The following is a 24257-nucleotide window of genomic DNA, read 5'->3' on the forward strand; positions in this document are numbered from 1 at the left end:
ATGGTTCCATGACGGAACGCGTGAATGTTCGAGAACTCCGTGACCAGTTGGGGCCCCGGATCGACGTCGCCCCCTTTCACCGGCGAACCCACCATCGTGGAGCGGCACGGAGAACCCCGCACCGTCCTGGTGTCCTACACCTGGTGGGCCGAGCGGCATGACCAGGCAGGTCAGGGCACGCACTTCGGTAGCGCCCGGGGGACGAGCTGACCCGGAGAGTACAGGTCGGAGGGGAGGTACGAAGCGAAGCGGCCGGGTCGGCGGATAATCCGCCGACCCGGCCGCCTCCCTTGGGGTACGGGGCGCGTCCTCGCGTGTTTCCGCGGTCCGGGCCGGGGGAGCCGGATCACGGGAAAGGGCGCCGCCCTCGTACATCCCGGCGGTCCGGGCCGGGGGAGCCGGATCACCGGGACGCCGGTAAGAGGGGAAGCCCTCAGGCCAGGTAGGTCTCCAGCAGGCTGTTCTCGTCCATGTCCGCGCTGCGGCCGGACGCCACGATGTCCCCGACCACCATCACGTACGCCCGGTCGGCGACCTCCAGCGCCAGGCCCACGTTCTGCTCCGCCACCAGCACCGCGGTGCCGGTGGCGACCACGCGGTGCAGCGCGTCCAGCACGTCGCCCACGATGCGCGGGGCCAGCCCCATCGACGGCTCGTCGATCATGAGCAGTCGCGGGCGGGCCATCAGCCCGCGCGCGATCGCCAGCATCTGCTGCTCGCCGCCGGACAGCACGCCGCCGAGCGAGTCGATCCGCCGCCCCAGCACCGGGAACAGCTCGATCATCTCGTCCATCCGGTCGCCGACCTCGGAGCCGGGCAGCCGGTTGCCGCCCATCAGCAGGTTGTCCCTCACGGTGAGGGGGGACAGGATCGCCCGGCCCTCGGGCACGTGGCTGACGCCCAGCCGGGCGACCCGGTAGGCGGCGGTGCGCCCGGTCGCCCGGCCGTCGATCGTCACGGTCCCGGCCGCCGGCCGCACCAGACCGGAGATCGTGCGCAGCAGGGTCGTCTTGCCCGCGCCGTTCGGCCCGACCAGGGCCACGGCCTCGCCCGCACCGACCTCCAGGCTCACCCCGTGCAGCGCCTCGACGGCGCCGTAGCGGGTGACCAGGGAATCAACGACCAGCATCGGGTGCCTCCACGGTGTCCGCTGTGCGACGCTCCTTGGTGCCGAGGTAGGCCGTCTTGACCCGCTCGTCCTGCCACACCTCGTGCGGGCCGGCCTCGGTGAGCACGCTGCCCCAGTCCAGGACGACGACCCGGTGGCAGACCTCGGTGACCAGCCGCACGTTGTGGTCGACCAGCAGCACGGTCACGCCCTCGGCGTTGATCATCTGGATGAGCCGGCCGATGTCGTCGGACTCGGCCCGGTTCATCCCGGCGGTCGGCTCGTCGAGCAGCAGCAGCCGCGGCTCGGTGGCCATCGCCCGGGCGATCTCGACCCGCCGCCGCATGCCGTAGGAGAGCTCGGCCACGTCCACGTCGGTCACCGAGGTGAGGCCGACCCGGTCGATCAGCCGCCGCGCCACCTCGTGCTGCTCGGCCTCCTCGCGCCTGCGCACCCGGCCGAGCTGCCAGCGGCGGCCCTTGAAGGACAGGTGCCGGCCGATCAGCACGTTCTCCAGCACGGTGCTCTCGTCGAAGAGCTTCAGGTTCTGGTACGTGCGGGCGACGCCCGCGGCGGCCAGCCGGTGCGGGCGCAGATCGGCGACGTCGGACCCGGCCAGGGTGATCCGGCCGGCGGTGGGCTGCAGGTAGCCGCTGATCAGGTTGACCACCGTGGTCTTGCCCGCGCCGTTGGGGCCGATCAGGCCGCAGATGGTGCCCTCCCGTACGGAGAACGAGACGTCGTTCACGGCCTTCATCCCGCCGAAGTGCTTGCTGACTCCGGACAGTTCCAGCATCGCGGTCATCGGCTCGCCACCTTCTCGGCAGGGTCTTGGACGTCGGGTGCGGGCCGGTCCTGTCTGCCGCGCAGGCGGCGCCGCAGACCCCGGTAGAGCGAGCGGTCGGACAGGCCGTTCGGCGCGACCAGCAGGATCACGACGAGCAGCACGCCGTAGATCACGTCTTCCCAGTTGGAGCCCGCGAAGTGCAGCGAGTCGCGCAGGACCGTGAGCCCCCAGGTGACCAGGATCGGCCCGGCCCAGTGTCCGTTGCCGCCTACCAGCACGTAGGTGAACACGATGACCAGGGTGGCGAAGCCGTACTGGTCGGGGCTGATCACCGTGGTGCGGTGCGCCTCCAGGGCGCCGGCGCACCCGGCGATGGCGGCGGCCGCGGTGAAGCTCATGAACCGGACCCGGAACACGTTGACGCCCATGCCCTCGGCGGTGCGCTCGTCCAGCCGCACCGCCTTGGCGGCCCGGCCGAAGTGGGAGCGGTGGCTGAGCTCCAGCAGTACGAACGCCACCAGCAGCGTGACGACCAGGTGCTCGGTCCTGACCTCGATCGGGATGCCGGCGATGCCGTTCGGGCCGTTGGTGTAGTCGCTGATCCGGATCAGCACCACGATGGCCTGGGCGAGGGCCAGGCTGCCCAGCGCCATGTAGATGCCGCGCAGCCGCAGCACGGGCGGGGCGAACAGCGCGCCGATCGCGCCCGCCAGCACCGTGGCGGCGAGCAGGCCGATCGCGAACGGCAGCTCGGACTTGGTCGCGATCAGGGCTGCGGTGTAGCCGCCGACCGCGGCGAACCCCATCGGGGCCAGCGACATGATGCCGACCCGGAACGTGACGTGCACGCTGATCACGAGCAGGGTCAGGATGAGCGCGGTGTCCAGCCGGAACAGCTGGAGCGGTTCGAGCCACTCAAACACGGGCGGCCTCCTTCTTGCCGAAGAACCCGGACGGCCGCGCGACCAGCACCGCGAGGATGACGGCGAACGCGATGATCTCCCGGAACACACTGGAGACGTAGGTGGTGGCGTAGACCTCGATCACGCCGAGGACGAGGCCGCCGATGATCGCGCCCTTCACCGAGCCCATGCCGCCGAGGATGATCACTGCGAAGGCGATCAGCAGCAGCCCGTCGCCGGACGAGTACGACACCTGCGCCGCCGACGCGGCGACGAAGATGCCCGCCACGGCGGCCAGCGCGCCGGCCACGAAGAAGCAGATCGAGAACACGAGCTGGCTGTTCACGCCGAGCAGCTCGGCGGTCTCTCGGTTGTAGGCCACCGCGCGGACGGCCCGGCCGGACTTGGTCCGGTTCAGCCAGTACCCGAGGCCCGCCATCGCCACCACGGCGATCACCAGCATGACCACCTGGAGCCGGGGCACGTTCTGGCCGGCGAACTCGAAGGCGCCGACCGGGAAGCCCTGGCGGGGGAACGCCTCGGTCTGCGCGTCGGTGTAGGTGCGCAGCACCGTGGTGAGCACCAGCGAGACGCCGATCGTCGCGACCACGAAGGAGAACTCCGGGGCCTTGCGGCCGCGCAGTGGCGCGAGGACGACCAGGTCGATCAGCACCGACAGCGCACCGGCCGTCACCATGCCCACCAGGATCGCGACCGGCACCGGGACGCCCAGGCGCAGCGCGGCCAGGGCGGCGAAGCTGCCCCAGGTCAGGATCTGCGCATGGGCGAAGTTGAGGAGGTTGAGGACACCCCAGACCAGGGTGACGCCCACGCCCAACAGAGCGTACGTACTCCCCAAGGCCAAACCGTTAATGGTCTGCTGCACACCATCCTCCGCTTCCTCTCGTAGCCCCGGGCCGGGCTGTCCGCGGTGTGACGAGATCGGGGCCAGCGTTGCGTTTCCTCGTTAACACCGGCGTTACCTGCGTCGGAGAGCCCTACCGGGGACGGCCGCGGCCGTTATCGGTGCCCCTTGCCGGTGGTTCCGGGGCGGCTGCTTTCGGGGCGGCGCCGCCGGTCATCCGCGCCCGTTCTCGACCGGGTGCGCCTGGGGCGCCGAGAGCGCCGAGAGCTCTGAGAACTCCATCAGGTTCAGCAGCGTCCCGTCCGGGTCGAGGATGGTGACCACGCGCCGCCGGCGGCCCGGCATGGGGACGAGCGTGACCGGGCCGCCGACCACGGGGATGCCGTGCTCGGCGATCCAGGCCATCGCGGTGTCCATGTCCCCGACCCGCAGCCCCAGGCGGGCCAGCCCGGCGTCCTTGGCCGTGCGCGGCGCCGGGGCGCCGCCGTCGTCGGTGAAGTGCAGCAGGTCCAGGTAGGTGTCGGTGTCCTGGGAGCTCCAGCTGAGCAGGGCCGCCCTGCAGCGGACCGGGCCGGTGACGTCCAGGATCGCCCGGAAGTCGTCTCCGGCGTCGAACTCGAACGGCTGCCCGAGGATCCGGGCGCCGAGCAGGCGGGTGTAGAAGTCGAGCGACCGGTCGAAGTCGCTGCAGACCACGTTGGCGTGGACGAGGTGGTCGATGGTGAGGGTCATCGCGGGGTCTCCTCTGGGGCGGACGGCGGGGGACCCGCCAACGGAGCCGCCCCGGCGCGCCGTGGTGCGGCGTGCCGGGGCGGCGGGTCGGTCGGGGCCGGAGGTTCGCGGGTCAGCGCTTGCAGCCGGGGGCCGTCTGGGCATCGAACAGGGTGATCTTGCTGTCCACGATCTGGAGCTTGGTGCCCTTGACGTCGGCGGCCCGGTTCTGGGTGAAGCCGATCTTGCCGAACGGGGTGTCGACGCCGTTCAGGGCCGCCAGCGCGTCCCGGACGGCCTTCTTGTCGTTGCTGCCGGCGTTCTTGAAGGCGTGCGCCATCGACCACAGCGACGCGTAGCCCGCCGCCTCGAAGACGGTGGCGGAGCGCTGCGCGCCGTTCTGCCGCCAGTAGTCCAGGAAGTGGGTGTTGTTGCCCTCGCTGCTCTGGCCGTTCCAGGCCGTCACGTACACGAAGCACTGCATGGCCTTGCCGGACTGCTCCATGGTGGCGTCGCTGACATCCGGCGCCATGAACACCGGCTTGTCGAAGCCGATCTCGTCGAGCTGCAGGTAGATCGTGCTCATCATGCCGGGCAGCGGCATGGTGACCAGCACGTCGGGGTTCAGCTGCTTGAGCTTGGTCAGCTGGGCCCGCACGTCGGTGTCGGTGCCGACGAAGGTCTCCACGCCCAGGGTCTGGATGCCGGCGCCCTCCAGTGCCTGCTGGCGTTTGCCGATGACGTTCTTGGCCGCCTCGGAGTCGCTCTGGTACAGGTACGCCGCGGACTTGAGACCGCTGAACGCGGTGGCGAACTCCTTGTCGGCCTGGGGCATCACGTTGGCCATGTCGGGATAGAGGCGGAACATGTAGTCGCCGACCTCGGTGACGCCGCCCGAGGAGAGTCCGACCGCCACGGTCGGGATGCCGTTCTGCTGGAGCTGCGGCCCGGCGGCCAGGAACGACGGGGTGAGGGTGAAGCCCACGACCGCGTCGACCTGGTCCGAGGCGAGCTTGAGCACCGCCTGCACGGCCTCCTGCTTGTCCGCCTTGGTGTCGATCTCCACCAGCTCGATCTTCGAGCCGCCCAGGAAGCCGGTGTCGTTGATCTCCTTGGCCGCCAGCCGCACGCCGTCGCGCTCGCTGGTCCCCACACCGGCGATGCCCGCGGCGCCGCTGACGTCCAGCGGGACACCGATCTTGACAGTGGCGGGCAGGCCGCCGGACTGCGCGCTGCCTCCCTCGTCGCCGCCGGAGCCGCACGCCGTCGCCAGCAGGGCCACTCCCAGAACAACTGTTCCGAGTCTGCTCTTTCGCATTTGAACCTCTCATGTCGCCGGCTCCGCAGCGGGGAGCCACCTGGAACGTGACGGCGAAGCGCCGGCAGGACCAGATACTGCGAAGGTCTCGTTAACGTGCGCGTTACGTTGGGGGGTGGAGTCGCGGGGTCACAGACGGCAACGGTCGAATCAGGGCAGCCCCTGCCGATTCACCGGCCCAGCAGGTTCTCGGTGGGCCGGTCGGCGGCCGACAGGATTTCCGCCACCCGGGCGAGCACCTCGTCGTCGAGCTCCACCGCCAGGCCGCTCAGCCCGTCCGCCACCTCGGCCGCGTTGCGGCAGCCGAACAGCGCGACGTCCGAGTACGGCTCCCGCACGGTCAGGGCCAGCGTGAACGCGGCCAGCGAGAGGCCCAGCGAGCCGGCCAGCTCCCGCAGCCGTCCGGCGATCGCCACGTTGGCGGCGAAGGCGTCGCCGGCGAAGAACACGTTGCCCGACGTCCCGGAGCGGCCCTCGCGCCGGCTGCGGCCGCGCCAGTCGTCCGGCTCGAACTCGTGGTCCGGGCGGAAGTCCTCCGACAGCAGCCCGTGCACGTACGAGCCGTAGGTGACGCGCAGCCCGCCGCGCGCCCCGGCGTCCGACAGCTCGGTCAGGTAGCGATGGTCGAGCAGGCTGAAGCTGTACTCGACCGCGGACGGGATGCCGGTGGCCAGCGCCCGCCGGCTCGCCTCGGCGCCGAAGTTGCAGAAGCCGACGTCGCGGACCAGGCCCTCGTCCTTGAGCCGCTGCAGGTTCTCCATCTGCCGCTCGGGGGTGAGCGCCGGGTCGAACTGGTGCAGCAGGTACACGTCGACGTGGTCGGTGCGCAGCCGGGTCAGCGACTCGTCCATGAACCGGCGCAGCGCGTCGTAGGAGGAGTCGCAGACCAGGGTCAGCAGGTTCGTCGGGTCGCTGTAGCGCACGCCCCCCTTGGTGCACAGCCGGACCTCGTCGCGCCGCCCCTCCAGCACCTCGCCGACGATCGCCTCAGAGCGGCCCGAGCCGTAGAAGTGCGCGGTGTCGAAGAACCGCACCCCGGCGCGGTACGCGGCGTCGACGGCGCCCCGGGCGGACTCCTCGTCCACCGCGCCGTACCCCTGCGCGATCATCGTGCCGCTTCCGAAGCCGACGCGGCCGATCAGCTCGTTCCCATCCGGCATGGCGGTTCCCTCTCCTTCGCCCGCGCGCGGGGCGGCGGTCGTCACTTGTCCTCGGCGCCGGCGCCACCGGCGGCGGGCGTGCGCACCACGGCGGTGCCCGTCATCACGACCGCGCCGTGCCGGTCGGTCACGGTCAGCGCGACCGCGGCCGTCCCGGCGGAGCCGTCCACCGACTCGACCTCGGCCCGCGCGGTCAGCGTCGCGCCCGGGAACACCGGGGTGCGGAACCGCGCCTCGTACCGGAGCGGCGACTCGGGGCCGAACCACTCGGTGATCACCCGGCCGGCCATCCCCATCGTGAGCATGCCGTGCGCGAACACCGACGGGTAACCGGCGGCCTCCACCGCGAACCGCTCGTCGGTGTGCACCGGGTTGAAGTCGCCCGACGCGCCCGCGTACTGGACGATCCGGGTCCGGGTCAGGTCCCGGACCAGCACCAGCTCCCTGCTCTGGCCGACCGCGACGGCCGTCGCCGCGGCGGGGGAGACGGCGGTCATCCGCCCGCTCCGACCGGGCGGGCGGTCTGCACCATCACCATGGTCGAGGTGACGACCGGCTCGCCGTCCTGGTCGCGGTACTCGGTGATCCGCTCGGTGAAGGTGAGCACACCGCCGCGGCGGCCCTCCTTGGTCCAGGTGCGGCCGGGGCGGTCCACCGCGCTCAGCACGTCGCCCTCGCGCACCGGCCGGTGGTACTCGAACCGCTGCTCGGCGTGCAGGCCGACGCCGGCCGGGTCCGGGCCGCCGGTCCCCGACGGCGTGCTCCCCGACCCGACCCACGGCTCGCCCGGCTTCGGGCGGACCGCGCTGTCCGGGTCGTAGTGCTCGGCCGCCCAGGCGAAGGTCGGCGGGGCGACCGCCGGAGCGCCGGTCAACGCGCCGTGGTAGGCGGGGTCGAGGTCGCCTATGGCCCGCGCGAACATCATGATGTGGCCCCCCTCGACCGGGAACCGCTCGACTGCCATGCCTGTCCCTCCTGCTCGGTGATCGTGATCTTCGCGTGCCGCCGTTCACCCCGGGGTTACGGACGAGGTTCGTAACGTCACGGGTAACGCGCGCACGGGCACGCTGGCCGCCACCGTTTCGCGACGGCGAGACGCCGTCGCCGAGGAGGCACGAGTGTCCGCCGTTGCACGACCGCGGATCGGGCTCAACCTGCCGCTGCGCTTCGCCGCCGGCACCGCCCCGAAGGAGATCGCGGCCTGGCTGCGCGAGGCCGACGCCTCGCCGGTCGACGCGTTGTGGACCCTGGACCAGCTCGCCGGCCGGCTGCCGACGCCGGAGCCGGTCGGCATGCTCGGCTTCGCCGCGGCGCACACCTCCCGGGTGCGGCTGGGGATCGCGGTGTTGGTCGCCACGGGGCGCAACCCGATCACCGCGGCCAAGGAGCTGGCCGGTCTCGACCGGCTCGGTGGCGGCGGCCGGCTGGTCGTCGGGGTCGGCAGCGGCGACCGTCGGCTGTTCTCCTCGCTGCGGCTGGGCGACTGGGGTCCCGGGGCGGTGCTGGACGAGTTCCTCACCGCGGTGCGCCGGCTCTGGACCGAGGACGAGGTCGACCACGACGGCCCGATCTGGCCCTTCAGCGGGGTCGGGATCAGTCCGCGCCCGATCGCGCCGCCCCCGCTCTGGGTCGGCGGCGGGTCCGTCCCGGCGCTGCGCCGGGCGGTGCGGCTCGGGTCGGGCTGGGTCGCCGCCGGACGGCAGCCCACCGCGCGGTTCGCCGAACTGGCCGCCCGGTTGGACGAGGTCCTCGCCCAGGAGGGGCGCGCCCGGGACACGCTGGCCGTGGCCAAGCGGGTGTACCTGCTGGTCGAGCCGCGGCGCTCCCGGGCCGAGCAGGCGGTCGACGCCTGGTTCTCCGCCTTCTACGGAAGCCCCGAGTACGGCCGGGAGGCCACCGTCTACGGGGACGCCGAGTCCTGCGCCGAGCAGCTGGCCGAGCTGGTCCGGCACGGCGTCACCGACCTGATCCTGCACCCGCTGGACGAGTCGGACCGGCACGGGGCCGCCGTGCTCGGCGAGTTGCTGCCCGCCCTCGCGACGGCCCCGGACCCGGCCGGCTGAGCGGCCCGGCCGGCTGAGCGGCCCGGTCGGCTGAGCGACCCGGTCGGCGGCGCCGCGGTGGTCCTAGCGGCGCTTCACCGTCCGGGCGAAGTCCCAGCTCGCCCAGTGCTCGGCGCGGACCACGATGCCGACCCGCAGGCCCGACAGTGCCATCTTCCGGTAGTCGGGCCTGTTGGCGTCGGTGTAGTTGCGCGAGATGATCGCCTCGCCGATGCGCAGCATGGACTCGTCGTCCTCGAAGAGTTCCACCCGGCCGGACACGGTCAGGCCCTTCAGCTCCGAGTAGTCGTCGCCGGACTCCACCAGGCAGGTGATCCGGGGGTCGTGCCGCAGGTTGCGCGCCTTCACCGAGCTCCGCTGGGTCCACATCACGAGGTCACGGCCGATCAGGCCGAACCACATCGTGGCCAGGTGCGGCGAGCCGTCGGGGTTCAGCGTGGCCAGGTGCAGGCTCTTGCGCGTCAGCAGGTAGTCGTACAGTTCGTCCGCCTCGATCGGCAGCGGTCCCTTGCCCATGCAGGGCTCCTTTCTCCCGTGCCCACTACACCGGGCCGGGAGCACCCGGCCGCACCCGCGCACCGCGTAACGCGGCGGGTAATGGGGGGTCGCGTTACGTGGCGCCGAGTACCGGAACCATCCGAACGGGGGTCCTGCCACGATGATCGTGTCGGCAGACGGCGGCATTCAGCTCAACCTCTCCGGCGGTCCTGAGGTCGACGCCGAGATCGTGTACTTCCAGAGCGACGGCCTGCGGCTGCGCGGCGTTCTGGTGACGCCGCGGGAGCGGGCCGGGGCGGTACCGGCCCTGGTCGCGAGCCACGGCTGGAGCGGCGCGGTGAACTTCCGCGTGCTGCCGTTCGCCGGGCGGCTGGCCCAGCGCGGGTACGCCGTCCTCGCCGTCGACCACCGCGGTTTCGGTGGCAGCGAGGGCGTCCGGCTGCGCTGCGACCCGGACGAGCAGGTGCGCGATGTCTCCAACGCCGCGACCTACCTGACCGGGCGGCCGGAGGTCGACGGCTCGGCGCTGGGCGTGATGGGCGCCAGCTTCGGCGGGGCGATCGCGGTCGCCGCCGCGGCCGCCGACGAGCGGCTGAAGGCGTGCCTCTCGCTGGTCCCGCTCGCCGACGGGCGGCGCTGGCTGGAGGAGCTGCACGGGGCGGGCTGGCCCGCCCTGCTGGCGCGGCTGGAGCGCGACGACGCGGAGCGGGCGCGCACCGGGTCCGGGGAGCGGGTGCCGCTGTCGGTGCTGATGCCGCTGCCGCCGAGCCCGGCCCTCGACGCCGAGGCCGCGTTCATCCGGTCGGTTTACCCCGCGGGGTACCCGCTGGAGAACGGCCGGCTGGCGCTGGACTTCTCCCCGGAGAACCTCGCGGCCGCCATCGCGCCGCGCGCGCTGTGCCTGGTCACCCCGGTCGACGACACGGTGATCCCGGCCGACCACTCCCGGGCCGTGTACGCGCGGGCCGGCGAGCCGAAGGAGCTGCACCTGCCGCCGGAGGGCGGCCACGGCGGGCCGATGGGGTCGCTGGTGGACACCACCGCCGAGATCGCCGGGGCCTTCCTGGACAAGCACCTGCGCCCGTCCGGCGGGGCGTCGTGACCGGCATCATGACCGGCGCCGTGAGCGGGCGGCTGGACGGCCGCACGGCCGTGGTCACCGGCGGCGGCTCGGGCATCGGCCGCGCCACGGTCGAGCGCTTCGTCGCCGAGGGCGCCTCGGTGCTGCTCGCCGACCTCGCCGAGGCGGCCGCCGCCGTCGCCGCCGAGATCGACCCCTCCGGGGAGCGGGTGGTGTTCCAGCGCACCGACGTCGGCAGCGCCGAGCAGGTGGAGGCCGCGTTCGCGGCGGCCGTGGACCGCTTCGGCCGGTGCGACATCGCGGTGAACAACGCCGGCGTCATCGCCGGCGGCCCGATCCACGCCGACGGCGCGGACGAGGACTTCGAGCGGCTGTGGCAGATCTGCGTGGCCGGGGTCTGGTACGGCTGCCGCGCGGCCCTTTCGCACATGCGGCCGCGCGGCGGCGGCGTCATCCTGAACACGGCGTCGTCGGCGGCGCTGTGGCCCACCCCCGGCGCCCCGGCGTACGGGCTGGCCAAGGCCGCCGTGGTGCACCTGACCCGCTCGCTCGCCCTCGCGTACGGGCCGGACGGGGTGCGGGTCAACGCGGTCGTGCCCGGTCCGGCCAGGACCGCGATCTTCGCGGCGGCGGGCACGGCCGACGACGGCCTGGAGGCCCGGTACGCGGCCAAGACGGCGCTCGGCCGGATGATCGACCCGGAGGAGGTCGCGGCGGCCTTCGCCTACCTGGCCTCGGACGACGCCCGCTCGGTCACCGGCGCCGCGCTCCAGGTCGACGCCGGGTACCGGCCGAGCACCGCGTGACGCCCCCACCCCGCACTTCCGTAACGCCTTGAGAGTCAGGAGTATCACGATGACCTATCTGGTCACCGGCGCGACCGGGTTCATCGGCTCGTACGTCGTCGACCGGCTGCTGCGCGACGGCCACCCGGTCGTCGCGCTCGACCGGCGGCCCGAGTGGGCGGCCGAGCCGTCCGGCGATCCGGCCGCGCTCACCTTCGTCGAGGGGGACGTCACCGACTTCGCGCTGGTCGCCGACCTGGTCAGCGCGTACCGGGTGGACCGGGTCATCCACCTGGCCGCCGAGCTGCACGACCGGTCCGCGGCGCAGCGCGGGCAGTGCATCCAGTCGAACGTCGTCGGTACCTACAACGTGCTGGAGGCGGCCCGGCTGCTCGGCGTGGAGCGCACGGTGCTGGCGAGCAGCGCGGCCCTGTTCGACCCGGCCGAGTACGGCGCCGGGGAGCCGATCACCGAGGACGCCCGGATCCACGCCGGTGACGTGTACGAGGGCAGCAAGGTCTTCGGCGAGACCATGGGCGAGTACTACCGGAGCTCGCTGGGCGTGCTGAACACCTCGATCCGGATCGGCCTGGCCTACGGCGCCGCCTGCCTGATCGGCACCGCCCGCCGGCTGGTCGACGAGCTGGTCACCAAGCCGCTGGCCGGCGAGACGGGGCGGCCCGCGTTCCGCTCCGGGTCGATGATGAACATGGTGTACATCCACGACACGGCCGACGCGTTCGTCCGGGCGAGCCAGGGCCCCGAGCCGCGGCACGCCGCGTACCACGTGCGCGGCGACTACCGCAGCGTCGGGGACATGGCGGAGATCGCGCGCCGGTTGATCCCGGGCGCCCGGATCGAGCCCGTGGACGCCGACCACCGCTGGCCGATGAACTTCGACGACTCGTACTTCCGGCGGGACTACGGGTACGAGATGCGCTGGCCGCTGGAGGAGGCCCTGGCCGAGATCGTGGCCGAGAAGCGCGCCCTCCATGTCCCGGCGGGCTGATGGTTCGGTATGTCCTGACCACGGACGAAGGCGCCCTGAGCGAGCTCGCTCAGGGCGCCTTCGTCCGTGGGTCACGCGGTATTCGCCTGCCGCGGCAGCGAGGCCAGCGGCTCCGGGCTCTCCAGCGCGGTCACGTCGCCCGGGTCCGCCCCGATGTACACCGCCCGCGCCACCCGTCGCAGCACCTTCCCGTTGCGTGTCTTCGGCAGCGCCGGCACCGCGTGCACCGCCTTGGGCCGGGTCGCCTTGCCCTCCCGGGCCACCACCGATGCCTCCAGCCGGGGCAGCACCTCGGCCGGGTCGGCGCCGTCGGCGAGCACGACGAAGCAGACCAGCGCCTCGCCCTTGAGCTCGTCCGGGACGCCGACCGCCGCCGCCTCGATCACCTCCGGGTCGTCGACCAGCAGCGACTCGATCTCGGCCGGGCCGACCCGCTTGCCGGCCAGCATGATCGTGTCGTCGGACCGGCCCAGCAGGAACCAGTGCCCGTCGGCGTCCACGTAGGCGAAGTCGCCCTGCTGCCAGTTGCCCGGGTACCGGCTCCAGTACGTCTGCAGGTACCGCTCCGGGCCGTCCCACAACCCCTTGGTGATGCCCGGCCACGGACCCCGCACGACCAGCTCGCCCACCGCGCCCCGGATCGAGCGGCCGTCGGGGTCGAACACGTCGGCGGCCATGCCCAGGGTGGGGCCGGAGAACCCGGCGGGCTTGATCGGCCGGTGCACCGAGCCGCTCACGATGGACGCGCCGCACTCGGTGCCGCCGCTCATGTTGACGATCGGCAGCCGCCCCTTGCCCACGTGGCGGAAGCACCACCACCACGGCTCCAGGTTCCACGGCTCGCCGGTGCTGCAGATCGCCCGCAGGTCGGGCAGTTCGTGCGCGTCGGGCCACCGGTCGCCCAGGCCCGCCAGGATCCGGACCAGGGTGGGGGAGACCCCCAGCACCGTCACCCGGTGCCGCTCGACCAGCGACCACAGCCGGTCGGGTGTGGGGTGGTCGGCGGTGCCCTCGTACAGTACGGCGGTGGCGCCGTTGGAGAGGGCGGCGGTCACCGTGTAGACGCCCATCACCCAGCCCATGTCGGTGAGCCACAGCAGCCGGTCGCCGGAGTCCAGGCCGTACCCGTGCCGGGCCTCCTGCGCGAACTTGAACGGCAGGCCGGAGTGGGTGTGCAGGCAGCCCTTGGGGCGGCCGGTGCTGCCGGAGGAGTACAGCAGGATGCACGGGGTCTCGGCGTCCAGGACCGGGGTCTCGGTGACGGGCTCGGCCGCGGCCAGCGCCTCGTCCCACCACTCGTCGCGGCCCGCCGTCATCGGGGCGTCCCGGCCCAGCCGCCGCAGCACCAGCACGTTGCGCAGCCCCGGGAGGTCCTCGGCGGCCTCGTCGAAGGTCTCCTTCATCGGGACGAGCCTGCCGCGGCGCTCGAAACCGTCCGCGGTGACCATCAGCCGGGCGCCGGAGTCCAGCAGCCGCTCGCGCACCGGGGTGGGCCCGAAGCCGCTGAAGAACGGCGCCACGACGGCGCCGATCTTGGCGGCGGCCAGCACGACCACCACGGCCTCGGGCACCATCGGCAGGTACAGCGCGACCACGTCGCCCATGCCGACGCCGCGCGCGGCGAACGCGCCCGCGGCCCGGTCGATCTGCTCCTTCAGCTCGCCGTAGGTGACGGTGCGGACCGAGCCGTCGTCGCCCTCCCAGACGACCGCCTCGTCGTCGCCGCGGCCCTCCTCGACCCACCGGTCCACCGCGTAGTCGGCCCAGTTGAGCCCGCCGCCCTTGAAGAAGTGCGGGAACTGCGGGCCGTCCGACAGGTCGAGCACCTTGTCGTACGGCCGCAGCCAGCGCAGCACGTCGTCGGCGGCCGCGCCCCAGAACCACTCGGGGTCGGCGGCGGCGCGGGCGGCCACCTCCTCGAAGGTGGCGATTCCGTGCCGGGCCGCCATCCGTCCCAGCGGGGTGCCGGGGAAGTCGGCGGGGTCCGGTTCCCAGGCGACCGGCAGCCGGTTGAGCTCGTCGACGTTCATTTGATCGCCATCGGGTTCAGCGGCGAGCCGACCGCCTTGGTGAACGGCAGCGGTCCGGCGGCGAACATGAACTCGTACACGCCGTCGCCGGCGCAGTCCTCGGCCAGCTTCTCCAGGTCGAAGATCTCGCCGATCAGCAGGCCGGCGCTGACCAGCAGCACGATGTGCACCGGCTGGAAGATCTCCTCCAGCTCGTTCGGCCGCACCTCCATGCCCCAGGTGTCGGTCGCGACCCCGGCGATCTCGTTCCCGCAGATCCAGTGCGCCGAGTCCAGGGTGAGCCCGGGGGCGTCGCCCGCGGCGTACCCGCCCCAGGCGCCCTGCTCCCGGCACATGGCCATGTGGCCGGTCCGGACCAGCACGAAGTCGCCGCGACCGACGGTGACGCCCTGGGACTCGGCGCACGCGGCCAGTTCGGCGCTGTCGATGCCCTGCCCCGGCTCCAGCCAGGGCACGCCGCGGTGGCGGGGGATGTCCAGCAGTACGCCGCGCCCGACGACCTTCTCGGTCATCAGGTGGATCGCGTTCTTCTCGGCCCCGGTGCTGGAGACGTGTTCCTGCCCGTAGCCGTTGTACATCTTGCCGTCGTAGAACACGTGCGACAGTGCGTCCCACTGGGTACCGGACTGCAGCGGCATGTAGATCGCGTCGTCGGCGTACCGCAGCCGGGCCATGTGGTCCTGGGCGCCGATGGCCGCGTCGCCGCCGTCCTGCAGCATGAAGTGCAGCGGGTTGACCCGCCCGCCCCAGCCGTTCTGCGGGCCGTTGCCGTCGTAGGGCAGCGCGCAGGAGATGACCTTGCCCTGCCGGACCAGCCCCGCCGCGGCGACGATCATCTCCGGCTCGATGTGGTTGAGCGTGCCGAGCTGGTCGTCCGGGCCCCACCTGCCCCAGTTCCGGTATCGGTCGCACAGCGCGTGCACGTCGTCGAGCGTCACCTTGCGGACTGGCGCCCCGTCGGTGTCAGTGCTCATGCCGATGTCTCCTCATCCTCACGAAATCCTGTCGAACTCGTGGACGGCAGCGGGTCAGCCCCGCTCGGGCAGGGTGCCGAAGCGCCGGCCGAACCAGTCGGCGATCAGCTGGCGGGCCGGGTCGGGCTCGTCGGTCTGGCAATGCTCGGCGCCGCCCTCGGCGACCGTGAAGATCCGCAGCGTCTTGTCCGCCGAGCCGGCCGCCTCGAAGGCCTTGTGCGCGTCCTCGACCGCGACCTGGCGGTCGTTCTCGCCGTGCACGATCAGCAGCGGCTGGGTGAGCTTGGGCAGCACGTCCACCAGCGTCCACTGCCTGACCCGCTCCAGGCCGGCCTCCATGGTGTCGGTGCCCATCACCCAGGGCAGCTGGAACCACGGCACGGACACGGTCTTGGACCGGGTCGCCCAGCGCTTCTCCCAGGTGGCGCCCCAGTCCCAGATGCCGCCCCAGGCGGCGCACGCCTTGATCCGCGGCTCGAACGCGGCCGACCGCGGCGCGTAGTAGCCGCCGAGGCTGATGCCCATCACGCCGATCCGGCTCGCGTCCACGTCGGCGCGGGTCTCCAGGTAGTCGATCACGGCGCCGGTCGGCACCTCGTAGTCGGGACGCGAGGGCACGCCGCGCAGCCGCAGCGGTTCGCCCACGCCGGGGCTGTCCATCACCAGGCAGCTGATGCCCCTTCGGACGAACTCCTCCTCGACGAAGCCGTAGAGGATCTCCTTGGTGACGTCGAAGCCGCCGTAGAAGATCACGACCGGGGCGGGCTCGGCGGTCCGGGCCGGGATGAGGTACCCGGGCAGGACGCCGTCGGGCGAGTCCACCTCGATCCGCTCCACGTTCAGCGGTGCCAGCTCGATCGCCTTCTCGAAGGCGTCCAGCGAGGCCCGGTAGCTCGCGCTCTTCTCCGGGCCCGGCGGGATCTGCCGCTCGCCGCTGGCGTGGTACACCGAGGCGCGCAGGTAGCGGAGACCGGCACTGCGGCGCAGCCCGGTGGCCAGGTCCTCGGCGGCCTGGGCCTCCTGCTGCTCGGCCATCCCGGCCCACGCCTTGCCCCAGGCCTCGCCGTCGGGCTCGCCCTCGCGCAGCGGCGACAGCCAGCGGTTCATCTCGCCGAGCGAGCCGCCCGCCATCAGGGCCAGATTGAAGGCCGACGACCACATGTAGTTGTCCGGGAAGTAGTAGAACACCGAGGGCTCCGTTCGCGTGCGGGAAGGGTACGGGGGGCTCCGCGGCCACCTCACCCCACCCGGCGTTACCCCTGCCGTTATGGGCCCGGGGCCGGATCGGGGGCCGCCGCGGCGACGGCCCGGGTGATGGCCGGGGTGACGCCCGGCGGCGCAGTATCGGCGGGCGGGGCCGCCCGGAGCCAGGGACGATCCTCCCTGTCGGTTACTTATGTAGCAATGATCAATAAAGCCCCCAATGTGACGAAAAAGACATTAAAAGCGGCAATAGTCTTGACATAAGTATTGCCATAGCACTTGATTGAAGCGCGGCTTCGCCGGACCGGGGGTGTTTCGGTGGAGTCGCTGTGACGCTACGTTCTGGTGAACTGAGGCTGGCATGATCTTGAGTCACAAAGTCCAACCCCCTGGACTGCCGCGCGGGACGATCACCAGGGACCGGCTGGACGAGCAGTTCGCCGCCCTCCTCGAATCCCACGAAACGATCGTGATCTTCGCCGCGGCCGGATCCGGCAAGACCGTGCAGACCCGGATGTTCGCCACGCGGTTCGGCTGGCCGCTGGCCTGGCTGACGCTCGACGCCGGCGACCGCAGCCCGTCCCGGCTGATGGTCTACCTGGCCGAGGCACTGTCCGGCCTGGATCCCGAGGCGCCCCGGACGGTGGAGACCGCCCTGGCGGAAGGCTTCCCGGCGACCGAGGTGGCCGCGATGCTCGCCGAGAGCGTCGCCGACGCGTCCCTGCTGCTCGTCCTGGACGACTGCGAGTGGCTGGTGGACGCGGACGAGACGCTCGCCGTGCTCGGCGTCTTCCTGGACTACCTGCCGCCGGGCGTCCGGACGGTCATCCTGAGCCGCGAGGACCTGAGCGGCCCGATCGGCCGGATGATGATGCAGGGCCGGATCGCCCGGATGAGCGGCGAGGACCTGGCCCTCAACATGGACGAGGCCCGCACGCTGCTCGCCGCGCACGGCCAGGACGGGCGGGACCCGGCGCCGCTGATGGAGGCCACCAAGGGCTGGATCGCCGCCGTCGCCTTCGACATCGTCCCCGGGCTCCAGTCCGAGAACGGGCCGGACGCGCTGGCCGGCTTCGTCTCCCGGGAGATCCTGGCCCGCCTCCCCGAGGAGGAGCAGGACTTCCTGCTGCGCACCTCGATCCCGGCCATCGTCACCGCGCGGGCCGCGGTCGCCCTCTGCGGCGAGAAGGGCTACCGGCTGTGGCAGTCGCTCGGCTCGCGGCACCTGCCGGCGACCAAGGCCGACCGCGCGCTGGTCTACCACCCCCGATTCCGCCAATACCTGCGCGAGCAGCTGCAGGCGCGGCTGCCCGGCGAGCTGCCCGGCCTGCAGAGCCGGTACGCCCGGCTCCTGGAGGAGATCGGGATGCACGAGGACGCGGTCGAGACCTACCTGGAGGCGGGGGAGCTGGAGAAGGCCGCCGACGTGGCCGAGCGCGCCGTCGCCGCGCTGTCCGCCCGCGCCGACTGGCTGGTCCTGCTGCGCTGGCTGGAGGCGTTCGGCAACCAGGTGGTCGAGTCCCGCCCGGTCCTGCTCGGCGCTCTGCTGCGCGCGCTGTACGGAGTGCGGCGCATCCCCGAGGCGCAGGCGCTGATCGGCCGGCTGCACCAGGAGGGCGTGCTCGGCGACGTGGCCAAGTCCGACCCCGGCGCGGTCGCGTTCGTCGGGTACGCCATGCAGTGGCGCCCGGCCGAGGCGCTGGAGCTGATCCGCAACTACGAGGGCGACTTCCGGGCCGAGGCGGTCCGCTACGAACTGGAGGCGGTGGCGGGCCGCGAGCCGGTCGCCTCCCCACCCGGCCGGGACTGGGTGGACAGCGAGCGCGTGTACTCCTGGGGCCTGCTGGTGCAGGGGCGGCTGGACCAGCTGCTGCGGATGCTGCCCGACGAGGACGACTGGCCGCCGCGCTCGTTCTTCCGCACCCCGCACCCGCTGCTCGCCCTGGTCTGGCGCGGCGAGCTGGCCCTGGCCCGCGAGCTGCTGGACGAGGTCCCCGAGGCGATCAAGTTCGGCGCGCACACCGACCTGTGGTTCTTCCACGAGGCGTGGCTGCTGTGGGCCGAGGGGCAGACCGAGAAGGCACTGTGGGCCGCCGAGTCGGCGGTCGAGCACAGCCGCAGGACCCGGTTCGGCTGGGAGCCCTGCTTCGAGGTCGTGGTCGGCGTCCTGCAGCTCACCCTGGGCCGGGTGGACGACGCCCGGATGACCCTGGCCGACGCGATCAGCCGCTCGGCCGCGAGCGGCAACCGCTGCTACGCCGAGTGGGGCCAGACCTTCCAGGGCCTGGCCTACCTGCGGATCGACCGGCCCGAGGACGCCGCGCGGGTGCTGCGCACCGCGACCGAGGCGATGCGGGCGGCCGGCCGCACCCTGATGCTGCCCTTCGCCGCCACCTACCTGGCCGAGGCAGAGGCCCGGCTGGGCCACGCCGAGGCGGCGTCGGCCGCGGTCGAGCTCGCCTACGAGACCGCGAACGCGATCGGCTGCCTGTTCATCCTGAAGAACGCGCTGAACGACGTGCCCGGGGTGCTGCGCCGCCAGATCGAGAACGACGTCGGCGGCACCCGCTGGCGTCAGCTGGTCGGCCACCAGCCGCCGGAGGCGCGCAAGCGCCAGCCGGCCGTGGCCTCCGAGCGGGTGATCGTCATCGACGTGCACACGCACGGCCCGGTACTCGACCTGATCGTGGACGGCGTGCCGCGCTGCTCGCGCCGGACCAAGGTGCTGGAGCTGGCCGCCTACCTCACGCTGCACCCCGAGGGGGTGGAGCGGCACCGGCTGCAGGAGCGGCTGTTCCCCGACGCCGACCCGCGCCGCGGCGGCAACTACTTCCGCCAGGTGGTGCACAAGCTGCGGCAGGCGACCGGGGTGAACCTGGCCCGGACCTCGCAGAGCCACGTCCGCTGGGCCGACGGCCTGTACGTGGACAGCACCGACCTGCGCTTCGAGCGGATGATCAAGGAAGCGTACGGGCTGCGCGGCGCGGAGCGGCTGGAGCGGATCGAGTCGACGCTGGAGCTGGTCGAGGGGCCCTACCTGCCCGAGAGCGAGCTGGAGTGGGCCGAGGAGCGCCGGCACGAGCTGGAGGTGATGATCGTCAACGCGGCGGTCGACGCCGCCGAGGTGGCGCTGTCGCTCGGTCATCTGGAGCGTGCCAGGCAGGCGGCCTCGTTCGCGATCAACCGGGATCCGTTCTGCGAGTCCGCCTACTGCGTGCGGATGCAGGTGGAGGGGGCGCTGGGCGCGCCGCACGCCGTGCTGGCCGAGTTCCAGCGGCTGACCAAGGCCCTGGCCGAGCTCGGCGTGGGGCCGACGCCGACGACCCGGCAACTGGTCAGCGAGCTGCGCGGGATCTGACCTCCGCCGCCTCCGCCCTCCGGACACGCCCCTCCGGACACGCCCCTCCGGACACATCATTGGAACGTGCCATCGGAACGCGCCGCCCCGACTCGTCCGCGGGTGCCGCGAACGCGGTCCGGCGGCGGTCGTGACGACCGCCGCCGGATCCGGGTGCGCCCGTCAGGCCTTGACGAGCCGGGGCACCGACAGGCCGAACAGGTCGATCGCGTTGTCGTGGGTGATCGCGGAGATCACCGACTCGTCGATGCCCTGGAAGTCGTGCGCGACCTGCTCCTGGGAGTAGGGGAAGTTGCCCTCGGTGTGCGGGTAGTCCCCGGCCCACATCAGCCGCTTCTCGTCCAGCATGGGCAGGGTGAGGATGCCGGGCCGGTCGTCCTCGAAGGTGGCCCAGAAGTTGCGGTTGAAGTAGTCGCTGGGCTTCATCGCCAGCTCGGGGATCGTCCAGCGGTGGTGGTCGGTGAACAGGTGGTCCATGGTGTTGAGCTGGAAGGCGATCCAGCCGATGCCGCCCTCGACCAGGATGAACCGCAGGTTCGGGTGGCGCTCGGGGACCGCGCCGTAGACCAGCTGCATGAACACCCAGCCCAGGCTGATCTTGTTGCCGACGGCGGTGGTCCAGAACACGCCCGGGGTGGTCTTGTCGTTGAACATGGCCACCTGGCCGGCGGCCTGGTGGAACCCGACGGGCAGCCCGATCTCCTCCAGGACCGCCCACAGCGGCTCCCAGTGGTCGTCGCCCCAGGCCATGCCGGGGACCGCCTGCGGAAGCAGGAAGGTCTTGGCGCCGCGCTCGGCCCAGCGCCTGGCCTCCTCGATCGCGGGCTCGATCGGGCCCGGGCCGACCGGGAGCGCGACCGCGCCGATCAGCCGGTCGGGGTTGTAGGAGCAGAACTCCTCGAACAGCCAGTCGTTGTACGCGCGCACGCAGGCGACCTTGAGCTCGAAGTCGGGGATGCTGTGCACGATCAGCCAGCCCGGGTAGACGACCTCGGCCAGGATGCCCTGGCTGTCCTGGTCCTCCAGCCGGGCGGCCGGGTCGTACGCACCGGGCCGCTGGTCCTCGAAGCGGTAGCCGGTGGGCTTGGTGATCACACTGTTGATCTTCGTGTTGATCATGGCGCCCTCGGTGCCGACCGGCTTGGGCGACATCCCGGTGTTGGGCACGACGAAGAAGTCGCCCTTGTCGGTGGACTGGACCTGGGGGGCCTGGTGCTGGAAGCGCTGCGGCAGCCGCTTGAGCCAGAGGTCCTTCGGCTCCACGACGTGGGAGTCGACCGAGATGAGCGGGCGGGGCTTACCAGTGGTCATCGCAATCTCCAGATGGGTCGTGCCGGGCACGGCGGCCGTGGTGGATCGTGGGTGGAGCGACCGCCTTCCGGCGGGAGCACGCTAGGCCGCCCGCCGTTAAGCCGGTCGTTATCTGAACCGGTCGTTATCCGGCGGAGGCGCCGAGCCGGTCGGCCAGCCAGGCGTTGATCTCGGGCACCGCGATCGACAGGTTGTCCATGTGGCAGTGCTGCGCGGCCCCCTCCTCGTTGGTGAAGATCCGCAGCGTCTTGTCCGCCGATCCGCAGGCCTCGTACAGCAGGTGGGCGTCGGACACCGGCACCTGCTGGTCGTCCTCGCCGTGCACCAGCAGGAACGGGCAGTCCATCCGGGGCACCACGTCGGCCAGCCGGAAACCCTCCAGCAGCCGCAGCGCCTCGGTGTTGGAGGAGGTCCCGGTGGACCAGACCAGGTGCTCGCCGGGGACCGGCAGCTGCTTGGCGTACGCGGCCTCGATCCGCTCGCGCCAGATCCGGTGGTAGTCCCAGATCGCGCCCCAGGCGACGCAGGCCTTGAACCGGGGCTCCATGCTGGCGCAGCGCGAGGCGTAGTAGCCGCCCAGGCTCAGCGCCATCACGCCGATCCGGTCGGCGTCCACGTCCGAGCGGCCCTCCAGCCAGTCGATCGCGGCGCTGCCGGCCGCCTCGTAGTCGTGCCGCAGCGGAACGCCGCGGAAGCGGACGGCCTCGCCGACACCGGGGCTGTCCAGCGACAGCACCGAGACGCCGCGGGCGATCAGGTCCTCGGCGCCGAGGAACCAGTTGTGCTCCTTGTTGCCGTCGAACCCGCTCATGAACAGCACCGCGGGCCGCCGGTCATCGGGCGAGGAGGCGGCGGAGATGAAGATCGCGGGCAGCGCGGTGTCCTCGTACGGGATCTCCACGTGCTCGATCCGGTACCGGTCGTCCAGCTCGGCGGCGCGCCGGAAGCAGTCCGTCATCGCCCGGTAGGAGGCCAGCGCCTCCGCGTCCTTGGGGAAACGGAACCGCTCGGCGGCGAAGTAGTAGCTGGTGGCCCGGCGGTAGTGCGCCAGGGCGGCGCGGCGGTCGCCCCGCGCCTCGGCCTTCTCGGCGAGGCCCCGGACGTGGTCGCCCATGGCGCCCCACTCGCGGAACCAGCGCTCGTCGTCGCCCACGTGGCCGGCCAGCCGCCGGCAGACCCGGTCGATCTCGCCGACCTCGGCGCCGCCGGTCGGCACCACGGCGAGCACCAGCATCACGTTGTACGCCCACCGGTAGTCCTCCGGGAACCAGGCGCACCACTCGGCGTTGCGGATCGCGGCTACCACTTGTCACTCCTTCGTCATGTCGACCAGTCGGGATCTTGCTCAGAACAGTCGGTAGGCGCTGCGGTAGAAGAGCAGCGGCGCCGCCTCGGCGTCGGCGGCGAGCTCCAGCACCCGGCCGAGCACCAGGGTGTGGTCGCCGGCCTCGTAGGTGTCGACGATCGTGCACTCCACGTGCGCGTGCACGTCGCCCAGCACGGGGGCGCCGGTCGTCCCGGAGGTGTGCGGCACGCCCGCGAACCGGTCGCCCCGGCGGGCGAACTGCCGGGCCAGCTCCTCCTGGTCGGCCGACAGCACGTTGGCGCAGAAGTGCCCGGCGGCCTGGATCGCCGGCCAGGTGGTCGAGGTGTGCGCCGCGCAGAACAGCACCAGCGGCGGGTCCAGCGACACCGAGACGAACGAGTTGACCGCCATCCCCACCGGGCCGTCCGTCCCGGAGGCGGTCACCACGACCACCCCGGTGGCGAAGCAGGCCATCACGCCGCGCAGGTCGTCGCCCGCGATGACCGGCTGCGCGCTCACAGTCCCACCCCGTCGGCGTACCGGGCCCGGTGGTGGTCGGGGTCGCCGAACAGCAGCGCCGAGGACGCCGCCCGCTTGAAGTACAGGTGCGCCGGATGCTCCCAGGTGAACCCGATGCCCCCGTGTACGTGGATGTTCTCGCCCGCCACCATGGTGTAGGCCTCCGAGCAGTAGGACTTGGCCAGGCCGGCGACCACCGGGAGCTCCGGCAGGTCCTCCCCGGCCGTGTACATCGCGTAGTGCGCCGCCGACCGGGCCGACTCGACCGCCATCAGCATGTCCGCGCACTTGTGCTTGATCGCCTGGAACGAGCCGATCAGCCGTCCGAACTGGCTGCGCACCTTGGCGTACTCGACCGACATCTCCAGGCAGCGCTGGGCGCCGCCGACCTGCTCGGCGGCCAGGCCGACCGCCGCCAGGTCCAGCAGGCGCTCCAGCACGGGGCCCGCGGCGCCCTCCGCGCCGACCAGCCGCGCCGGGGTCCGGTCGAACTCCAGCACCGCCTGCCGGCGCGTCCGGTCCATCGTCGGCAGCTGCGTCCGGGTCAGCCGGGCGGCCTCTCCGAAGACCGCGAACAGCGAGAGCCCGGCGCCGGTCCTGGCGAAGACCAGCAGCAGGTCGGCCACATGCCCGTCCAGCACGAACGACTTGGTCCCGGACAGCCGCCAGACGCCGTCCTCGGGTGACGCCCGCAGCGCGACGTCGCCGGGCCGCCAGGACCCGGACGGCTCGGTGATCGCCACCGAGGCGACCGTGTCACCGGCGGCGATCCCGGGCAGGAAGTCCTGCTGCGCCTGCTCGTCGCCGGACAGGAGCAGGGCGTTGGCGGCGAGCACCACGGTGGCGAAGAACGGCCCGCCCAGCAGGGCCCGGCCCGTCTCCTCCAGTACCACGCCCAGTTCGAGAAAGGACGCCCCCGAGCCGCCGAACCGCTCGGGGATCGCGATCCCCTGCAGACCGAGCTGCTCGGCCATCTGTCGCCACACCTGCGGGTCGTAACCCGACTCGGTGTCCATCAGGCGGCGTACCTGCGACTCCGGGGAGACCCGCTCCACGAACGACCGCACGCTGTCCCGGAACTCCTCGTGCTCCTCGGCGAGGCCGGTGAACGCCGCGGTCGCGTCGGCCAGTTGTTGAAGTCCGCTCATGGCCAGGACGTTAGAAGGGGCGTGTGCACCCGGCATGAGCGGCCGGAGCCGTAACGCCCGCAGTAACTCCCCTTGAGCGATCGTTCGTGTCGATGCCGATTATCGAGCTGATGCCGCGCCG

Annotated in this window: 23 protein-coding genes; 6 read left to right on the forward strand and 17 right to left on the reverse strand. The window is 72.3% G+C overall.

Annotation, left to right across the window (positions count from 1 at the left end; genetic code table 11):
* Positions 1-24 precede the first annotated feature (24 nt).
* Complete coding sequence (locus tag AB0K21_RS00155; RefSeq protein WP_343970092.1) at positions 25-210, forward strand: hypothetical protein; 186 nt, start codon at positions 25-27, stop codon at positions 208-210.
* 223 nt (positions 211-433) lie between these two features.
* Here the strand turns inward: AB0K21_RS00155 and AB0K21_RS00160 are convergent, their stop codons facing one another.
* The 9 genes from AB0K21_RS00160 to AB0K21_RS00200 form a co-directional block, all read right to left on the reverse strand.
* Complete coding sequence (locus AB0K21_RS00160) at positions 434-1129, reverse strand: ABC transporter ATP-binding protein (RefSeq protein WP_343970089.1); 696 nt, start codon at positions 1127-1129, stop codon at positions 434-436.
* Positions 1116-1913, reverse strand: a complete 798-nt coding sequence (locus tag AB0K21_RS00165) for an ABC transporter ATP-binding protein (protein ID WP_364146694.1) — start codon at positions 1911-1913, stop codon at positions 1116-1118. Before AB0K21_RS00165 ends, AB0K21_RS00160 begins: the two co-directional genes overlap by 14 nt.
* A complete protein-coding gene (locus AB0K21_RS00170) occupies positions 1910-2818 on the reverse strand; it encodes a branched-chain amino acid ABC transporter permease (RefSeq protein WP_343970083.1) in 909 nt (302 codons plus the stop codon). The genes AB0K21_RS00165 and AB0K21_RS00170 overlap by 4 nt, the downstream gene beginning before the upstream one ends.
* A complete protein-coding gene (locus tag AB0K21_RS00175) occupies positions 2811-3683 on the reverse strand; it encodes a branched-chain amino acid ABC transporter permease (protein WP_343970080.1) in 873 nt (290 codons plus the stop codon). The genes AB0K21_RS00170 and AB0K21_RS00175 overlap by 8 nt, the downstream gene beginning before the upstream one ends.
* Before the next feature lie 192 nt (positions 3684-3875).
* Positions 3876-4394: a VOC family protein gene (locus AB0K21_RS00180; protein ID WP_343970077.1), complete on the reverse strand. Its 519-nt coding sequence runs from the start codon at positions 4392-4394 to the stop codon at positions 3876-3878.
* Between the two features lie 112 nt (positions 4395-4506).
* Positions 4507-5691 carry an ABC transporter substrate-binding protein gene (locus tag AB0K21_RS00185; protein ID WP_364146699.1) on the reverse strand — a complete coding sequence of 395 codons (1185 nt, stop codon included), beginning with the start codon at positions 5689-5691 and terminating at the stop codon, positions 4507-4509.
* 170 nt (positions 5692-5861) lie between these two features.
* Positions 5862-6851 carry an aldo/keto reductase gene (locus AB0K21_RS00190; RefSeq protein WP_364146701.1) on the reverse strand — a complete coding sequence of 330 codons (990 nt, stop codon included), beginning with the start codon at positions 6849-6851 and terminating at the stop codon, positions 5862-5864.
* A gap of 41 nt (positions 6852-6892) precedes the next feature.
* Complete coding sequence (locus AB0K21_RS00195; RefSeq protein ID WP_343970068.1) at positions 6893-7348, reverse strand: MaoC/PaaZ C-terminal domain-containing protein; 456 nt, start codon at positions 7346-7348, stop codon at positions 6893-6895.
* Positions 7345-7815, reverse strand: a complete 471-nt coding sequence (locus AB0K21_RS00200; RefSeq protein WP_343970065.1) for a MaoC family dehydratase N-terminal domain-containing protein — start codon at positions 7813-7815, stop codon at positions 7345-7347. Before AB0K21_RS00200 ends, AB0K21_RS00195 begins: the two co-directional genes overlap by 4 nt.
* 154 nt (positions 7816-7969) lie before the next feature.
* On the opposite strand from AB0K21_RS00200, the gene AB0K21_RS00205 reads away from it, so the two are divergent.
* Positions 7970-8914: an LLM class flavin-dependent oxidoreductase gene (locus AB0K21_RS00205; RefSeq protein WP_364146703.1), complete on the forward strand. Its 945-nt coding sequence runs from the start codon at positions 7970-7972 to the stop codon at positions 8912-8914.
* Positions 8915-8977: 63 nt separating this feature from the next.
* On the opposite strand, the gene AB0K21_RS00210 is transcribed toward AB0K21_RS00205, so the two are convergent.
* The gene (locus AB0K21_RS00210; RefSeq protein WP_343970059.1) at positions 8978-9430 is read right to left on the reverse strand and encodes a PPOX class F420-dependent oxidoreductase; all 453 of its coding nucleotides are present in this window, start codon (positions 9428-9430) and stop codon (positions 8978-8980) included.
* A gap of 142 nt (positions 9431-9572) precedes the next feature.
* On the opposite strand from AB0K21_RS00210, the gene AB0K21_RS00215 reads away from it, so the two are divergent.
* Genes AB0K21_RS00215 through AB0K21_RS00225 form a run of 3 tightly spaced genes read left to right on the forward strand, consistent with a single transcriptional unit; the run spans position 9573 to position 12287 of the window.
* Positions 9573-10514 (forward strand): alpha/beta fold hydrolase, encoded by a 942-nt coding sequence (locus AB0K21_RS00215; RefSeq protein WP_343970056.1) that lies wholly within the window; start codon positions 9573-9575, stop codon positions 10512-10514.
* Positions 10511-11299, forward strand: coding sequence for an SDR family oxidoreductase (locus tag AB0K21_RS00220; RefSeq protein ID WP_364146707.1), 789 nt, complete (start codon positions 10511-10513; stop codon positions 11297-11299). The genes AB0K21_RS00215 and AB0K21_RS00220 overlap by 4 nt, the downstream gene beginning before the upstream one ends.
* Before the next feature lie 49 nt (positions 11300-11348).
* Complete coding sequence (locus AB0K21_RS00225) at positions 11349-12287, forward strand: NAD(P)-dependent oxidoreductase (protein ID WP_343976025.1); 939 nt, start codon at positions 11349-11351, stop codon at positions 12285-12287.
* A 71-nt stretch (positions 12288-12358) separates the two neighbouring features.
* Here AB0K21_RS00225 and AB0K21_RS00230 read toward each other — a convergent pair whose 3' ends face one another.
* From AB0K21_RS00230 to AB0K21_RS00240, 3 genes are read right to left on the reverse strand one after another with little or no spacing between them, the layout of a single operon-like run.
* A complete protein-coding gene (locus AB0K21_RS00230; RefSeq protein WP_343976029.1) occupies positions 12359-14317 on the reverse strand; it encodes an AMP-binding protein in 1959 nt (652 codons plus the stop codon).
* Positions 14314-15291: a cyclase family protein gene (locus tag AB0K21_RS00235; protein ID WP_343976032.1), complete on the reverse strand. Its 978-nt coding sequence runs from the start codon at positions 15289-15291 to the stop codon at positions 14314-14316. Before AB0K21_RS00235 ends, AB0K21_RS00230 begins: the two co-directional genes overlap by 4 nt.
* 54 nt (positions 15292-15345) lie before the next feature.
* Positions 15346-16479 (reverse strand): alpha/beta fold hydrolase, encoded by a 1134-nt coding sequence (locus tag AB0K21_RS00240; RefSeq protein WP_343976035.1) that lies wholly within the window; start codon positions 16477-16479, stop codon positions 15346-15348.
* 376 nt (positions 16480-16855) lie between these two features.
* Between AB0K21_RS00240 and AB0K21_RS00245 the strand changes: the two genes are divergently transcribed.
* Positions 16856-19852 carry a BTAD domain-containing putative transcriptional regulator gene (locus tag AB0K21_RS00245; protein ID WP_343976038.1) on the forward strand — a complete coding sequence of 999 codons (2997 nt, stop codon included), beginning with the start codon at positions 16856-16858 and terminating at the stop codon, positions 19850-19852.
* A 162-nt stretch (positions 19853-20014) separates the two neighbouring features.
* Here the strand turns inward: AB0K21_RS00245 and AB0K21_RS00250 are convergent, their stop codons facing one another.
* From AB0K21_RS00250 to AB0K21_RS00265, 4 genes are all read right to left on the reverse strand, one after another.
* Positions 20015-21163, reverse strand: a complete 1149-nt coding sequence (locus AB0K21_RS00250) for an amidohydrolase family protein (protein ID WP_343976041.1) — start codon at positions 21161-21163, stop codon at positions 20015-20017.
* A gap of 124 nt (positions 21164-21287) precedes the next feature.
* A complete protein-coding gene (locus AB0K21_RS00255; protein WP_343976044.1) occupies positions 21288-22469 on the reverse strand; it encodes an alpha/beta hydrolase in 1182 nt (393 codons plus the stop codon).
* Between the two features lie 39 nt (positions 22470-22508).
* On the reverse strand, positions 22509-22988 hold the full coding sequence (locus AB0K21_RS00260) for a flavin reductase family protein (protein ID WP_343976047.1): 480 nt from the start codon (positions 22986-22988) through the stop codon (positions 22509-22511).
* Positions 22985-24136 carry an acyl-CoA dehydrogenase family protein gene (locus AB0K21_RS00265; protein WP_364146714.1) on the reverse strand — a complete coding sequence of 384 codons (1152 nt, stop codon included), beginning with the start codon at positions 24134-24136 and terminating at the stop codon, positions 22985-22987. Before AB0K21_RS00265 ends, AB0K21_RS00260 begins: the two co-directional genes overlap by 4 nt.
* Positions 24137-24257: the final 121 nt, after the last annotated feature.

The organism is Streptosporangium sp. NPDC049248, assembly GCF_040678965.1.
GTDB classification, from domain to species: domain Bacteria; phylum Actinomycetota; class Actinomycetes; order Streptosporangiales; family Streptosporangiaceae; genus Streptosporangium; species Streptosporangium fukuiense.

Coding starts and splice junctions, on each gene's coding strand:
- AB0K21_RS00155 (WP_343970092.1), top strand. CDS start 25: ATGTTCGAGAACTCCGTGACCAGTTGGGGCCCCGGATCGACGTCGCCC.
- AB0K21_RS00160 (WP_343970089.1), bottom strand. CDS start 1,129: ATGCTGGTCGTTGATTCCCTGGTCACCCGCTACGGCGCCGTCGAGGCG.
- AB0K21_RS00165 (WP_364146694.1), bottom strand. CDS start 1,913: ATGACCGCGATGCTGGAACTGTCCGGAGTCAGCAAGCACTTCGGCGGG.
- AB0K21_RS00180 (WP_343970077.1), bottom strand. CDS start 4,394: ATGACCCTCACCATCGACCACCTCGTCCACGCCAACGTGGTCTGCAGC.
- AB0K21_RS00185 (WP_364146699.1), bottom strand. CDS start 5,691: ATGCGAAAGAGCAGACTCGGAACAGTTGTTCTGGGAGTGGCCCTGCTG.
- AB0K21_RS00190 (WP_364146701.1), bottom strand. CDS start 6,851: ATGCCGGATGGGAACGAGCTGATCGGCCGCGTCGGCTTCGGAAGCGGC.
- AB0K21_RS00195 (WP_343970068.1), bottom strand. CDS start 7,348: ATGACCGCCGTCTCCCCCGCCGCGGCGACGGCCGTCGCGGTCGGCCAG.
- AB0K21_RS00200 (WP_343970065.1), bottom strand. CDS start 7,815: ATGGCAGTCGAGCGGTTCCCGGTCGAGGGGGGCCACATCATGATGTTC.
- AB0K21_RS00210 (WP_343970059.1), bottom strand. CDS start 9,430: ATGGGCAAGGGACCGCTGCCGATCGAGGCGGACGAACTGTACGACTAC.
- AB0K21_RS00215 (WP_343970056.1), top strand. CDS start 9,573: ATGATCGTGTCGGCAGACGGCGGCATTCAGCTCAACCTCTCCGGCGGT.
- AB0K21_RS00225 (WP_343976025.1), top strand. CDS start 11,349: ATGACCTATCTGGTCACCGGCGCGACCGGGTTCATCGGCTCGTACGTC.
- AB0K21_RS00230 (WP_343976029.1), bottom strand. CDS start 14,317: ATGAACGTCGACGAGCTCAACCGGCTGCCGGTCGCCTGGGAACCGGAC.
- AB0K21_RS00235 (WP_343976032.1), bottom strand. CDS start 15,291: ATGAGCACTGACACCGACGGGGCGCCAGTCCGCAAGGTGACGCTCGAC.
- AB0K21_RS00245 (WP_343976038.1), top strand. CDS start 16,856: ATGATCTTGAGTCACAAAGTCCAACCCCCTGGACTGCCGCGCGGGACG.
- AB0K21_RS00250 (WP_343976041.1), bottom strand. CDS start 21,163: ATGACCACTGGTAAGCCCCGCCCGCTCATCTCGGTCGACTCCCACGTC.
- AB0K21_RS00265 (WP_364146714.1), bottom strand. CDS start 24,136: ATGAGCGGACTTCAACAACTGGCCGACGCGACCGCGGCGTTCACCGGC.